15 protein-coding genes are annotated in these 12491 nt (G+C 73.9%); 11 read left to right on the plus strand and 4 right to left on the minus strand.

Features of this window, described 5'->3' with window-relative positions; all coding sequences use genetic code 11:
* Positions 1-156: 156 nt before the first annotated feature.
* From DZG00_RS06500 to hemL, 11 genes are all read left to right on the plus strand, one after another.
* Positions 157-498 (plus strand): YtxH domain-containing protein, encoded by a 342-nt coding sequence (locus DZG00_RS06500; RefSeq protein ID WP_119382969.1) that lies wholly within the window; start codon positions 157-159, stop codon positions 496-498.
* Between the two features lie 32 nt (positions 499-530).
* Positions 531-947: a phage holin family protein gene (locus tag DZG00_RS06505; RefSeq protein ID WP_086515234.1), complete on the plus strand. Its 417-nt coding sequence runs from the start codon at positions 531-533 to the stop codon at positions 945-947.
* Complete coding sequence (locus DZG00_RS06510; RefSeq protein ID WP_043585258.1) at positions 937-1212, plus strand: DUF3618 domain-containing protein; 276 nt, start codon at positions 937-939, stop codon at positions 1210-1212. Before DZG00_RS06505 ends, DZG00_RS06510 begins: the two co-directional genes overlap by 11 nt.
* A gap of 33 nt (positions 1213-1245) precedes the next feature.
* Positions 1246-2868, plus strand: coding sequence for a polyprenol phosphomannose-dependent alpha 1,6 mannosyltransferase MptB (gene mptB, locus DZG00_RS06515; RefSeq protein WP_233550089.1), 1623 nt, complete (start codon positions 1246-1248; stop codon positions 2866-2868).
* Positions 2869-2946: 78 nt separating this feature from the next.
* Positions 2947-3510: a TIGR03086 family metal-binding protein gene (locus tag DZG00_RS06520; RefSeq protein ID WP_119382684.1), complete on the plus strand. Its 564-nt coding sequence runs from the start codon at positions 2947-2949 to the stop codon at positions 3508-3510.
* A 69-nt stretch (positions 3511-3579) separates the two neighbouring features.
* Positions 3580-4350, plus strand: a complete 771-nt coding sequence (gene hemQ / locus DZG00_RS06525) for a hydrogen peroxide-dependent heme synthase (protein ID WP_233549131.1) — start codon at positions 3580-3582, stop codon at positions 4348-4350.
* A complete protein-coding gene (locus DZG00_RS06530; RefSeq protein ID WP_119382683.1) occupies positions 4350-5603 on the plus strand; it encodes a ferrochelatase in 1254 nt (417 codons plus the stop codon). The genes hemQ and DZG00_RS06530 overlap by 1 nt, the downstream gene beginning before the upstream one ends.
* Positions 5600-6586, plus strand: coding sequence for a hydroxymethylbilane synthase (gene hemC / locus DZG00_RS06535; protein ID WP_119455476.1), 987 nt, complete (start codon positions 5600-5602; stop codon positions 6584-6586). The genes DZG00_RS06530 and hemC overlap by 4 nt, the downstream gene beginning before the upstream one ends.
* Positions 6583-7422: a uroporphyrinogen-III synthase gene (locus tag DZG00_RS06540; RefSeq protein WP_119382863.1), complete on the plus strand. Its 840-nt coding sequence runs from the start codon at positions 6583-6585 to the stop codon at positions 7420-7422. The genes hemC and DZG00_RS06540 overlap by 4 nt, the downstream gene beginning before the upstream one ends.
* Positions 7419-8399 carry a porphobilinogen synthase gene (gene hemB, locus DZG00_RS06545; protein ID WP_119382862.1) on the plus strand — a complete coding sequence of 327 codons (981 nt, stop codon included), beginning with the start codon at positions 7419-7421 and terminating at the stop codon, positions 8397-8399. Before DZG00_RS06540 ends, hemB begins: the two co-directional genes overlap by 4 nt.
* 82 nt (positions 8400-8481) lie before the next feature.
* On the plus strand, positions 8482-9849 hold the full coding sequence (gene hemL, locus DZG00_RS06550) for a glutamate-1-semialdehyde 2,1-aminomutase (protein ID WP_119382861.1): 1368 nt from the start codon (positions 8482-8484) through the stop codon (positions 9847-9849).
* Between the two features lie 16 nt (positions 9850-9865).
* Here the strand turns inward: hemL and DZG00_RS06555 are convergent, their stop codons facing one another.
* From DZG00_RS06555 to DZG00_RS06570, 4 genes are all read right to left on the minus strand, one after another.
* Positions 9866-10687 (minus strand): DNA/RNA non-specific endonuclease, encoded by an 822-nt coding sequence (locus tag DZG00_RS06555; protein WP_119455477.1) that lies wholly within the window; start codon positions 10685-10687, stop codon positions 9866-9868.
* A gap of 108 nt (positions 10688-10795) precedes the next feature.
* A complete protein-coding gene (locus DZG00_RS06560) occupies positions 10796-11455 on the minus strand; it encodes a biliverdin-producing heme oxygenase (RefSeq protein ID WP_119383192.1) in 660 nt (219 codons plus the stop codon).
* A gap of 67 nt (positions 11456-11522) precedes the next feature.
* On the minus strand, positions 11523-11915 hold the full coding sequence (locus tag DZG00_RS06565) for a DUF1304 domain-containing protein (RefSeq protein ID WP_119383193.1): 393 nt from the start codon (positions 11913-11915) through the stop codon (positions 11523-11525).
* Between the two features lie 55 nt (positions 11916-11970).
* Positions 11971-12491 (minus strand): zinc-binding dehydrogenase (locus DZG00_RS06570; RefSeq protein ID WP_147359941.1); only part of this gene is annotated, 521 nt, incomplete at its 5' end.

Below are 12491 nucleotides of genomic sequence, written 5' to 3' on the forward strand. Positions count from 1 at the left end.
CCGCCGCGGCACGCGTCCTGGCTCGCTGATGCGCAGCCGACGCCCCGCCTGGCCGGGCGCCGTCGGCCCCGCCGCCCCCGACCACGCGGGTGCGCCGGAGGGATACGCTGGACCGGCGTGTGCTGCACGTGCCCCCTCAACGATCGGAGATCTCCCATGAAAGGCAAGCTTCTCTTCGTCGCCGGAGCCGGTGTCGGCTACGTCCTCGGCGCCCGCGCCGGACGCAAGCGCTACGAGCAGATCCGCACGAACGCCAAGAAGGTCTGGGACGACCCGAAGGTCCAGCGCCAGGTCGACAACGCGGCCGGCTTCGTGAAGGACCACACCCCCGACGTCGCGCACGCGGTCGTCGGCGGCGCCAAGAAGGTCGTCGGCACCGTCACCGGCGGCAAGAAGGACTCCTCGAGCGGCTCCACCCCCTCGAGCGCGTCGACCACCTCGTACCCGACCATGGATCCCGCGACGCCCGAGCCGAACGGCTCCGGCACCTCCAACTGACCCGCAAGCCCATCCCCAGGAGGGAATCCCGCATGACGGATCAGGATCTCAATCCGAAGAGCAAGCGCTCGCTCGTCCGGCTCGTCGCCGACCTGCCGACGCTCATCGTCCAGCTGATCAAGGACGAGATCGAGTCGTTCAAGAACGAGCTCGTCTCCAAGCTCAAGCACGCGGGGATCGGCGCCGGCTTCCTCGTCGTGGCGCTGTTCTTCGCGTTCATCGCGTTCCTGGTGCTCGTCGCCGCCGCGATCCTCGGCCTGTCCGAGGCGTTCTCGCCGTGGCTCTCCGCGCTCATCGTCGCGGGCGTCTTCCTGCTCATCACGGTGGTGCTGGCGCTGCTCGGCATCCGCTGGCTGAAGAAGGGCGTCCCGCCGACGCCCGAGGAGACGGTCGACAGCCTCAAGGAGGACGTCGACGCGGTGAAGGGGACCGGCAAGTATGACCACTGACCGCCCCCGCCCCACGGGACCCCGGTCCCGCACCGAGCTGAAGCTCGACATCCAGCACACGCGCGAGGAGATCTCCGCGACGCTCGACGCTCTCGAGGCCAAGCTGAACGTCCGCCGCCGGGCGAAGGACGGCATCGCCGACCTCCGCCGCCGCATCCGCCGCACGGCCGACGAGGACCCGCTGCTCCTCGTCGCCGTCGGGGTGGGCGCGGTCGTGGTCGTCGGTGGCGTGGTCTGGGCCGTGGCCCGCGCCGCGCGCCGCTGACCCGCAGGTCCGACGTCCGACATGGCGGAGGGGATGCCCGCGCTCCCGCGTGCCGTAGGAGGTGATCCGGGCTCCCTCGGCGCGCACCCGCTCCTGCTCCCGGGGCTCGTCGGGCTCGCCGGCTCGCTGGTCCTCCTCGTGGCGTCGTTCATCGTGGGCCACGCGCCGGCCGAGTCGGAGCTCTCGCGGCTGCCCCTGATCGGCGCCCTCCGGGTCTCGCCCCTCGCGACGAGCACCGCGTCGCTCGCCGTGGTGGTGGGCGGCCTCATGCTCACGGCGGCCTGGCTCCTCCTCGGCGCGCTGCTCCCGCGCCTGGGCGCCGCCGGGCTGCGCGCCACCCTGCGGCTCGCGGTGATCTGGACGGTCCCGCTCCTGGCGAGCGCCCCGCTGTTCAGCCGCGACATCTACTCCTACATCGCCCAGGGCCGGGTGCTCGGCGCCGGCCTCTCGCCGTACGAGCACGGGCCCGCCGTGCTGCCCGACTGGCGCAGCACGGGCGTCGACCCGCTGTGGGCCCACAACCCGGCGCCGTACGGTCCGCTGTACCTCGCGATCGAGCGCGTGATCGGCGCGATCGACGACGCCGCCGGCGTCGAGGTGGCGGTGCTCGCGGCGCGCGGCGTGTCCGTCGCCGGGGTGGTCCTCATGGTCGTGTGCGGCCTGCGCATCGCCCGCCGCCGGCGCATCGACCCCGTGCGAGCGGCGTGGTTCCTCGCCGCGAGCCCGCTCGTGCTCTTCAACTTCGTGGTGGCCGCCCACAACGACGCGCTCATGATGGGCCTGCTGGTCGCCGGCCTCCTCGCCGCCATCGACTCGCGTCCCGTGCTCGGCGTGCTGCTCGTTACCTGCGCCGTGGCGGTCAAGCCCATCGCGCTCCTCGCGCTGCCCATCGTCGCCATCGTGCACGCGGAGATGCGGGCCCGCCGAGTCGACGACCGGGCGCCCGACGGCGTGGCCGTCGACGGATCCGCGGGCGGGGTCGCCGGCCTCCGCCCGCCCACGCGCGACCCGCGGGTCTGGGCCGCGTGGACCGCATCCGGCATCGCGGCCATGGGCCTCCTCGCGCTCGGCGGCGAGCTGCTCGGCGTGGGCCTCGGCTGGATCTCCGCGCTGTCGAGCCCCGTGTCCGTCGTCTCCTGGTTCATGCCCTTCGGCGTGGCCGCCGGCGCCTTCGGCCCGCTGGTCGAGGCGCTGGGCGGGCCGGGCGGGGCCGTGGAGGGCGGGATCAAGACCGCGGGCATCCTGCTCGGGTTCGCGGGCGCAGCCTGGTGCATCCTCACGACCCGCACGCTCTCCGGTGAGGCGCGCCTCGCGCTCGCCTTCGCGTGCGTCGTCGCCATGTCGCCCGTCGTCTATCCCTGGTACGGCCTGTGGGTGCTCGTGCTCCTCGCCGTCGTCGGCATCGCGGACGGCGCCGCGATGTCGCTCGCGGTCTCGGCGACCGTGTTCCTCATCGGCGTGAACCTGCTGGAGCCCATGGCCGTCGTCCACACCGTCGCCTCCGGCTGGCCGCGCGTGCTGGTCGTCGCCGTCGCGGTGGTCGGGATCCTCGGGGTGCTCGCGCCGGGGCTGCAGGGGCTCGCGGGAACGGACCCGTTCCGCGCCCTCCGGGCCCCCCGCCACCACTTCTCCGCCGCCCGGCAGCCCCCGGCCTGACCCGCCTCGCGGCACCCGCGGGAATGCGCGCGAGGGCCGCCGACGTTCCTCCGGGACACCACCGACGGGAGCTCGACCATGGACACGGACCTCGACTGGCACGACCTCATCCGCCGCGCGCACGACGGCTTCGCCGACCGGCTCGGCGCGGTCACCGACTGGACGGCCCCGACGCCCGACGTCGAGTGGGACGTCCGCGAGCTCGTGTCCCACGTCATCGAGGAGCAGCAGTGGGTGCCGCTCCTCCTCGCCGGCCACACCGCCGAGACCGGGAAGCCGCTCATCCGCGAGCTCGCCGACGACCTCGTCGCCGAGTGGGGCCGCTACTCCCGCGAGGCGCTCGCGGCCTGGGAGGGCGTGGATCCGGAGCGGCCCGTCGTGCTGTCGACCGACCGCGTGCCCGCCCGCGAGTACCTGCGCGAGCAGCTGTCCGACGTCGTGATCCACGGCTGGGACCTCGCGCGCGCCACCGGCGCGGACGAGCGCATCGACGACGAGCTCGTGCGCGCCACCTGGACGGTCTTCGCCCCCCAGAAGGACACCCTCGAGGCCAGCGGCCTGTTCGCGTCGCCCGTCCCGGTCGCCGAGGACGCGCCCCTGCAGGTGCGGCTGCTCGCGCTGACGGGCCGCGACGCCCGGTAGCCCGGGAATGATCTGACGGCCGTCCTGCCGATGCGGGCCGGGGTCGCCGCGCGACGTACCATGGAGATCATGAGCATCCCGGCTGCCGAGTCGGCGGCATCTCAGGTCCCCCCGATCGAGTACCCCGGAGAGGCCCGTCCTGACGACGGGTCGACCCCCGAGGCATCTCCCAGCGGATACGCCCTCTGGGCCGTCCTCCGCCGTGATCCCCAGCGCCCCGACGACCTCGACGGTCGCGAGGTCCCCGGCGCCGTCGACGAGCTCGACGGCATCGTGAACATCGTCGAGGCCGAGGGCGTCACCGTCCGCGGGTTCTACGACGTCTCGGGCATGCGCGCCGACGCCGACCTCATGGTCTGGATCCACGGCCCCCAGATGGAGACCCTGCAGTGGGCCTTCCGCGAGATCCGCCGCGCGCGCCTCATCCGCGCGCTCATCCCGTCGTGGAGCGCCGCGGGCGTCCACCGCGACGCCGAGTTCAACCGCAGCCACGTCCCCGGCTTCCTCCGGGGCGAGGAGCCGCGCGACTGGCTCTGCGTCTACCCCTTCGTCCGCTCCTACGAGTGGTACCTGCTGCCGCCCGAGGAGCGCGGGCGCATGCTCGCGCAGCACGGCCGCCAGGGCGCCGCCTTCCGCAGCGTCATCGCCAACACGGTGTCGTCGTTCGGCCTCGGCGACTACGAGTGGATCCTCCCGCTCGAGTCGAACGAGCTGGTCGACCTGGTCGACATGATGCGCGACCTGCGCAACACCGACGCACGCCGTCACGTCCGTGAGGAGGTCCCGTTCTACACGGGCCGCCGCATCAGCACCGCCGAGCTCGTGGAGGTCCTCCAGTAATGGCCGCAGTCAACCTGGGTCGCAAGCCCGCCCCCGCCACCGACGCGCCGCGCGCGCCGGGCGCCCTCGTCTCGGCCGCGAGCGAGGCCGCCAAGATGGGCCCCGCCCACGTCGAGGAGCCCGTCGCGTACGACGCGATCCTGCTCGCCTCCTTCGGCGGTCCCGAGGGCCAGGACGACGTCATCCCGTTCCTCCGCAACGTCACCGCCGGCCGCGGTATCCCGGAGGAGCGCCTCGAGGAGGTCGCCCACCACTACCGCGCGTTCGGCGGCATCAGCCCCATCAACGAGCAGAACCGCGAGCTGAAGGCCGCACTGGAGGCGCGCCTCGCCGAGCGGGGCATCGAACTGCCCGTGCTGTGGGGCAACCGCAACTGGGGCCCGTACCTCAACGACGCGCTGCGCGAGGCCGAGGAGAAGGGCTACCGCCAGCTCATCGCCGTCGCCACGAGCGCGTACAGCTCGTACTCCTCCTGCCGCCAGTACCGCGAGGACTTCGCGGACGCGCTCGAGGACACGCAGCTGCAGGGCGTCATCCGCATCGACAAGGTGCGCCAGTTCTTCGACCACCCGGGCTTCGTCACTCCGTTCATCGAGGGCACGCGCGACGGGATCCGCGACGTCATCGCGCACCTCGAGGCCGAGGGCGGCGCGCCCGTCGACCTCTCGAAGGACGTCGAGATCCTGTTCTCCACGCACTCCATCCCCTCGTCGGACGCCGCGAAGTCCGGCCCCGCCGAGCGCGGCTTCGACGAGGACGGCGCCTACGCGGCGCAGCACCTCGCCGTCGCCGAGGTCGTCATGCACGAGGTCAAGGAGGAGCTCGGCATCGACCAGGACGTGCCGTGGCAGCTCGTCTACCAGTCGCGCTCCGGCCCGCCCTCCATGCCGTGGCTCGAGCCCGACGTGAACGACGCCATCGGCGAGCTGCCCGCGCAGGGCCGCCGCGCCGTCGTGATCGTGCCGCTCGGCTTCGTGAGCGACCACATGGAGGTCAAGTGGGACCTCGACAACGAGGCCACCGAGTCCGCCGCCGAGAACGGCCTGTATTCGGTGCGCGTGCCCACGCCGGGCGTGCACGCCGCGTACGTCGACGGCCTCATCGACCTCGTGCTGGAGCGCCGCGACGGCATGAAGGCGGCCGACCGCCCCCACATGACCGACCTCGGACCCTGGTACGACGTGTGCCGCACGGGCTGCTGCGAGAACGTGCGGCTGGGCTTCAAGCCCGCCGTCTCCGGGCTGGCACCGTGACGGACGGTCCCACGACGTCGGCTCCGACGACGACGCTCCGCATCGGGACCCGGGGGAGCGCGCTCGCCCTGGCCCAGACGCGGGCGATCGCCGCGGAGATCACCGACGCGTCGGGACTCGAGGTCGAGCTCGTGCCCGTGACCACGCACGGCGACACGTCGCGCGAGTCGCTGTCGAGCCTCGGCGGCACGGGCGTGTTCGCGAGCGCCCTTCGCGAGTCGCTCCTCCGCGGCGAGTGCGACCTCGTGGTCCACTCGCTCAAGGACCTGCCGACCGCGCCGTACGCCGGCCTCACCGTGGCGTCCGTGCCGGTGCGCGAGGACCCCCGCGACGTGCTCTGCGCGCGCGACGGGCTCACGCTGGCGACCCTGCCGCGAGGCGCCCGCATCGGCACCGGATCCCCGCGCCGCCGCGCGCAGATCCTCGCCGAGCGCCCCGACCTCGACGTGGTCGACATTCGCGGCAACATCGACACCCGGCTCTCCCGCGTGGTCGCCGGCGACCTCGACGCGGTCGTCCTCGCGGCCGCCGGGCTCGAGCGCATCGACCGGATCGACGCCGCCACCGAGCACCTCGAGCTCGACCGCTGGCCCACCGCGCCCGGTCAGGGCGCGCTCGCGCTCGAGATCCGCACGGAGGACGCCGAGACGCACTCGGTCGTCGGGCGCGCCGTCGAGGCCGTCGACGACCCGTTCACCCACGCCGCCGTGCTCGCCGAGCGCGGCGTGCTCGCCGCCCTCGAGGCCGGCTGCGCGGCGCCCATCGGCGCCTGGGCCACCGTCACGAGCGCCCGCCTCGCCCTCACCGCCGTGGTCTACCGGCCCGACGGCACGCAGCGCATGGCCGCGAGCCACGAGCTCGACACCGCGGGGCTCGACCTCGCGCAGCTGGGCGCATCCGCCTCCGCGCTCTCGGGGCCCGTGTCCCGCGAGCTCCTCGACGCCGGAGCGGCCGATCTCGCGCCGCTGGGAGGGACCCGATGACCTCGACAGACCAGAAGCCCCTGAAGGGCTGGCGCGTCCTCGTGCCCCGCGGCGGACCGTGGGGCGACGGCGTCGCCTACGACCTCCGCGCGCAGGGCGCCACGCCCGTCGTCGCGCCCATGATCAACTTCGCCGCCACCCAGGACGCGCAGGCGCTCGAGTCGGCCCTCGCCGACCTCGCCGCGGGATCCTTCGACTGGCTCACCGTCACGAGCGCGACCACGGTCGACGTCCTGTCGTCGCACCGCGCCGTCGTGCCCGAGGGCACGCGCATCGCGGCAGTCGGCGAGACCACGGCCGCCGCGCTCGTCGCCGCGGGCTACACCGTCGACTTCGTGCCGTCCATCGACTCGTCCGCCACCGCCCTCCTCGAGGAGTGGACCGAGATGGCCGAGGGATCCCCGCGCCGCCGCGTCCTCACGCTCCGCTCCGAGATCGCGAAGCCCACGCTCACCGACGGCCTCATCGCGCGCGGGCACGACGTCCGCTCGGTCGTCGCGTACCGCACCGTGGGCGTGCCCGTCAGCGACCGGATCCGCGAGGACGTCGCCTCGGGCCGAGTCCGCGCGATCCTCGTCACCTCGGGCAGCGTCGCGCAGCAGGTGCACCAGCAGCTGGGCGACGTGCCGGACGGCGTGCTCATCGCCTGCATCGGCCCGCGCACCGCGAAGGACGCGCGCCGCTCCGGCGTGCGCGTCGACGTGGTCGCCTCCGAGCGCTCCGCCGCGTCGCTCATCCAGTCCCTGGTCGAGATCGCCCGCCACGAGGAGCCGCGTCCCGACACCGCGGGGCTCACCGGCCTCGCCGACCTCCTCGATCGGAGCTCCACCGAATGACCTCCCCCTACTACCGCCCGCGCCGCCTCCGCACCTCGCCGGCGATGCGCCGGCTCACGGCCGAGACGCGCCTGCACGCGGCCGATCTGGTGCTGCCGATGTTCGTGCGCGAGGGCCTCGCGGAGGCGTCGCCCATCACGTCCATGCCGGGCGTCTCCCAGCACTCGCTCGACAGCCTGCGACGCGCGCTCGTCGAGGCTGCCGAGGCGGGGATCGGCGGCGTGATGCTGTTCGGCGTCCCCTCCGTGCGGGATGCGGAGGGGTCCGGCGCGAGCGACCCCGACGGCATCCTCAACGTCGCGACGCGCGTCGCGATCGAGGAGGTCGGCGACGCGCTCGTCGTGCAGACCGACCTCTGCCTCGACGAGTTCACCGACCACGGCCACTGCGGCGTGCTCGACGCGCACGGCGTGGTCGACAACGACCGCACGCTCGACCGCTACCGCGCCATGGGCCTCGCCCAGGCCGACGCGGGATCCCACCTGCTCGGCCTCAGCGGCATGATGGACGGCCAGGTCGGCGCCGTGCGCGAGGCCCTCGACGACGCCGGGCACCACGACGTCGCGATCCTCGCCTACGCCGCGAAGTACGCGAGCGCCTTCTACGGCCCCTTCCGCGAGGCCGTCGACTCGCAGCTCGTGGGCGACCGCCGCACGTACCAGATGGACAACGGCAACCGCCGCGAGGCCCTGCGCGAGGTGGAGCTCGACATCGAGGAGGGCGCCGACGTGGTCATGGTGAAGCCGGCCATGAGCTACCTCGACATCCTCGCCGACGTCGCCGCGACCAGCAGCGTGCCCGTGTGGGCGTACCAGATCTCGGGCGAGTACGCGATGATCGAGGCCGCCGCGCAGAACGGCTGGATCGACCGCGAGCGCGCCATCGACGAGAGCGTCCTCGGCATCAAGCGGGCCGGCGCCGACGCGATCCTCACCTACTGGGCCGTCGAGCTCGCCGAGCGCCTCGCCCGGCGCTGAGCCGCCCGCCCCTCCTCCTCGCCGGACCCGCATCCGGCCCACCTCCCGAGCGGATCCCCGCCCGGCACCGAAGGACACCACCGTGACCCACTCCCAGGACCTCTTCGACCGCGCACGCGACGTCATCCCGGGCGGCGTGAACTCGCCCGTCCGGGCATTCGGCTCCGTCGGCGGCACCCCGCGCATGATGGTGAAGGCGGCCGGCCCCTACGTGACCGACGCCGACGGCGTCGAGTACGTCGACCTCGTCAACTCGTGGGGCCCCGCGATCCTCGGCCACGCGCGCCCCGAGGTCGTGAAGGCCGTGCAGGACGCCGCCGCGCTCGGCCTCGGCTTCGGTGCGACCACGCCCGCGGAGACGGAGCTCGCCGAGCTCGTCACCGAGCGCGTGCGCGTCGCGGGCGTCGACGGATCCCCGGACCGCCGCCCCATCGAGAAGCTGCGCCTGGTGTCCACCGGCACCGAGGCCACCATGACCGCGATCCGCCTCGCCCGCGGCTTCACGGGCCGCGACCTGCTGGTGAAGTTCTCCGGCCACTACCACGGCCACTCCGACAGCCTCCTCGCGGAGGCGGGCTCCGGCGTCGCGACGCTCGCGCTGCCCGGATCCGCGGGCATCCCCGAGGCCATCGCCGCCCAGACCATCGTGGTGCCGTACAACGACCTCGACGCCGTGCGCGCCGTCCTCGCCGAGCACGGGCCGCGCATCGCCGCCGTGATCACCGAGGCCGCCGCTGCGAACATGGGCGTCGTGCCGCCGCTGCCCGGCTTCACGGCCGAGCTCGCGCGTCTCACCCACGACAACGGATCCCTCCTCATCTCCGACGAGGTGCTCACCGGCTTCCGCGTGCACCCCGCCGGCTACTGGGGCCTCGACAACGCGAGGCTCACGGCCGACCACCCCGACGCCTGGACCCCCGACCTCGTCACCTACGGCAAGGTCATCGGCGGCGGCCTGCCCGTCGCGGCGCTCGGCGGCCGGGCCGACGTGATGGACCACCTCGCCCCGCTCGGCCCCGTCTACCAGGCGGGCACGCTGTCCGGGAACCCGGTCGCGGTCGCGGCGGGCCTCACGACCCTCCGCCTCGCCGACGCCGACGTGTACCGCGCGCTCGACATCGCGGCCGACATCCTCATCTACGCCGTCGAGCTGGCGTTCGACCGCGCGGGTCTCGCGTACTCGGTGCAGCGCGCGGGGAGCCTCTTCAGCTTCACGTTCGGCACGCCGCCCGAGCACGGGATCACCGACTACGCCACCGTGCAGGCGCAGGAGACCTGGCGCTACCCCGCCTTCTTCCACTCCATGCTCGACCAGGGCGTCAGCCTGCCGCCGTCGGTCTTCGAGGCGTGGTTCGTCTCGGCCGCCATGGACGAGGCCTCGCTCGACCGCGTGATCCGCGCCCTCCCCGCCGCTGCCCGCGCGGCCGCCGCGGCGACCCCGCCCGCGTAGGCGGGGCCCGCGCGCCTCAGAGCGTGATCGCCGCGAACCGCTCCAGCTCGACCCAGCCGTCGCGGCCGTCGGCCGGCGTGCCCGGGCGGGCCGTCGCGGGCACGCCGAGCCGGTCGACGGCCGCGAGCTGCGCCACGTCGAACCCGGTGAGCGCGCCGATCTCCGCCACCGCCACCTGGTAGGTGCGGTACGGCCCGAGCTCCGGCGCGTCCGCCGCGGCCGACCGCTCGTCGAGGTCGCCGAGCTCCGGCGCCTGGTCGAGCAGGTACGCGGTGGCCGCGAGCTCGTCGCCCGAGACCCAGGCGGCGACCTTCCAGAACATGAGCGGGATCCGCACGCCGCGGTACACGGGGTCGTCGTCCGAGAAGACGGGGCCGGTGAGGACGCTCATGCGCCGGTCGCCGAGGTCGGCGTTCTCCAGCACGTAGTCCTCGAGGCCGAGCCACAGCTCCTTGGACTGGTTGAACTCCGCCGCCTGCGGTGCCGCGTTCGTGTAGGCGAAGGTGTCGGCGCTCGCGCGGGCGGCCTCCGCGATGTCGCCCCACACGGGATCCCGCCGCCGCACCAGGTGCCCGCGGTCGATGTCGTTGCGCGCGTACAGCTCGGGGCCGCACTGCTGGTCGGCCGGGAGCCGCGGATCCAGGTGCCAGTCGTCGGTGCGCTCCACGTCCACGAGGCGCGCGCCGTCGATGTTCACGGCCGTGAGCGACGCGAGCCGGCGATCCGTGTCCATGAGCACCGTGAAGTGCAGGTAGTCGAGCCGCACGGGCCGCGCGTCGGCCGGGGCCGCGGGCAGCGGGATCGGGATGGGCAGGAAGTCGAGGTCGTAGCCGTCCATGACCGGAGCCTATTCCGGGCCCCGGACGTCCGACCGGGCCGCCGGGTGGACGCCCAGGGGACGGGGGTCGACCGGCAGGGGCGCGACGGGCCCGCGGTCGATCCCGCGTCAGGCCCGGCGCAGCGGCGCGGTGGCGCGCCCGCGCGCGAGCTCGGCGAACACGTCCGTGGTGAGCCGGTACGCGTGCTCGACCTCGGCGACGACGCGGGCGCGCTCGTCGTCGTCCCACGGCACCTGGTCGAGGGCCTCGCGGTAGGTGCTGCAGAAGCGCCGCGGCTCGGCGATCTCCGCGAAGAGGTAGATCCCGACGCCGTTGGTGTCGAAGCCGAACTGGCGCTGCAGGAGCGAGCGGAGCAGCCGCCCGCCGGACAGGTCGCCGAGGTAGCGCGTGTAGTGGTGCGCGATGAAGCCGCCGACCCAGACCGAGGCGACCTGCTCGATCCGCTCGACGTACGCCGCGGTGCTCGCGAGCGGGCGCACGACCTCGCGCCAGTCCGGCCCGACGAGGAAGTCGAGGTCGGCCTCGATGGCGGGGAGGCGAGTGAGGCGCGTGCTGATGAAGCGCGCGGCCACCGGATCGGCGGCCATGCGCTCGGTGGCCGCCTCGATGGCGCGGTAGATGAAGTAGTGCTGGGCGACGAGGGCCACGTAGTCGTCGCGGCAGCCGCGTCCGGTGACGAGGGCCGTCATGAACTCGTCCGCGTCCTGCGCCTCGGCGCGCGGTCGTGCGCGGTCGCGGAGGGCCTCGGTGAGGGAGACGACGGTCATGATGTAGGTGAGCCTAACCTCATCTGCCGGTCCCGCGGAAGAGGGTGCCGGAGCCGGTCGCCGGGCCTCAGGAGGCCGCGGCGAAGAAGACCAGGCCGAGCAGCGGCGGCACGCCCTGGATCAGCGCGGGCACCAGGTACTTCTTGCCCGTGCTCGCGATGATGATCGAGGCCAGCACCATGCACGCGGTCGTGAACAGCACGAGCGTGAGGCCGGCGGGCACGTTGCCGACGAAGTAGAGGATCAGGCCGAGCCCGGCGCCGAGCGCGAGGAACAGGTTGTAGAAGCCCTGGTTGTAGGCCCACGGCTTGATGATGAGCGCCTTCTCCTGGTCGGCCACGCCGAAGCGCTTCCAGGCGAACGGCTTCTCGAACCAGACGCTCTCGAGGAGGAAGAAGAGGACGTGCAGCAGCGCCGCGAGCCCGACGAAGATGGTGCCGGTGGCGGCGACAGCGGTCATGATCCCTCACTCCGGCGGCACCGTGCCGCATCCGGCCCAGGGTAGCGCGGGTGCGTCAGGCGCGGACGTCGACCACGACGCGTCCGCTCGAGGCGCCCGCGAGGATCCGCTCGCCCGCGGCGATCGCGCCGTCCAGGGGCACGGTCGTCGTGATGGAGTCGAGGAGCGCCGGGTCGAGGTCGGTCGCGAGCCGCGCCCAGGCCTCGCGGCGGAGCGCGGGCGGCGCCTCGACCGAGTTGATGCCCGCGAGCGTGACCGCGCGGAGGATGAAGGGGAGCACGGTGCCCGGCAGGTCCGGGCCCTGCGCCAGGCCGGCCGCCGTGACGACGCCGCCCCAGCGGGTCTGCGCGAGGACGTTCACGAGCGTCGCGCTGCCGACGCTGTCGACGGCGCCCGCCCAGCGGATGCTCTGCAGCGGCTTCCCCGGCTCGCCGAGCGCCGACCGGTCGATGACGTCGGCGGCGCCGAGCGCGCGCAGCCGGTCGCCGAGCTCGTCGACGCGGCCGGTCGACGCGACCACGCGGTGGCCGAGGCGCGCGAGGAGCGCGACCGCCACGGATCCGACCCCGCCGCCCG

The organism is Clavibacter lycopersici (genome assembly GCF_003576405.1).
GTDB classification, from domain to species: Bacteria; Actinomycetota; Actinomycetes; order Actinomycetales; family Microbacteriaceae; genus Clavibacter; species Clavibacter lycopersici.

Excerpts from the sequence above, each read along its gene's own strand:
- DZG00_RS06555 (WP_119455477.1), bottom strand. The coding sequence starts at position 10,687 with ATGGACGGCTACGACCTCGACTTCCTGCCCATCCCGATCCCGCTGCCC.
- DZG00_RS06560 (WP_119383192.1), bottom strand. The coding sequence starts at position 11,455 with ATGACCGTCGTCTCCCTCACCGAGGCCCTCCGCGACCGCGCACGACCG.
- DZG00_RS06520 (WP_119382684.1), top strand. The coding sequence starts at position 2,947 with ATGGACACGGACCTCGACTGGCACGACCTCATCCGCCGCGCGCACGAC.
- DZG00_RS06530 (WP_119382683.1), top strand. The coding sequence starts at position 4,350 with ATGGCCGCAGTCAACCTGGGTCGCAAGCCCGCCCCCGCCACCGACGCG.
- DZG00_RS06500 (WP_119382969.1), top strand. The coding sequence starts at position 157 with ATGAAAGGCAAGCTTCTCTTCGTCGCCGGAGCCGGTGTCGGCTACGTC.
- hemQ (WP_233549131.1), top strand. The coding sequence starts at position 3,580 with ATGAGCATCCCGGCTGCCGAGTCGGCGGCATCTCAGGTCCCCCCGATC.
- hemB (WP_119382862.1), top strand. The coding sequence starts at position 7,419 with ATGACCTCCCCCTACTACCGCCCGCGCCGCCTCCGCACCTCGCCGGCG.
- DZG00_RS06505 (WP_086515234.1), top strand. The coding sequence starts at position 531 with ATGACGGATCAGGATCTCAATCCGAAGAGCAAGCGCTCGCTCGTCCGG.
- DZG00_RS06565 (WP_119383193.1), bottom strand. The coding sequence starts at position 11,915 with ATGACCGCTGTCGCCGCCACCGGCACCATCTTCGTCGGGCTCGCGGCG.
- DZG00_RS06510 (WP_043585258.1), top strand. The coding sequence starts at position 937 with ATGACCACTGACCGCCCCCGCCCCACGGGACCCCGGTCCCGCACCGAG.
- DZG00_RS06540 (WP_119382863.1), top strand. The coding sequence starts at position 6,583 with ATGACCTCGACAGACCAGAAGCCCCTGAAGGGCTGGCGCGTCCTCGTG.
- mptB (WP_233550089.1), top strand. The coding sequence starts at position 1,246 with ATGCCCGCGCTCCCGCGTGCCGTAGGAGGTGATCCGGGCTCCCTCGGC.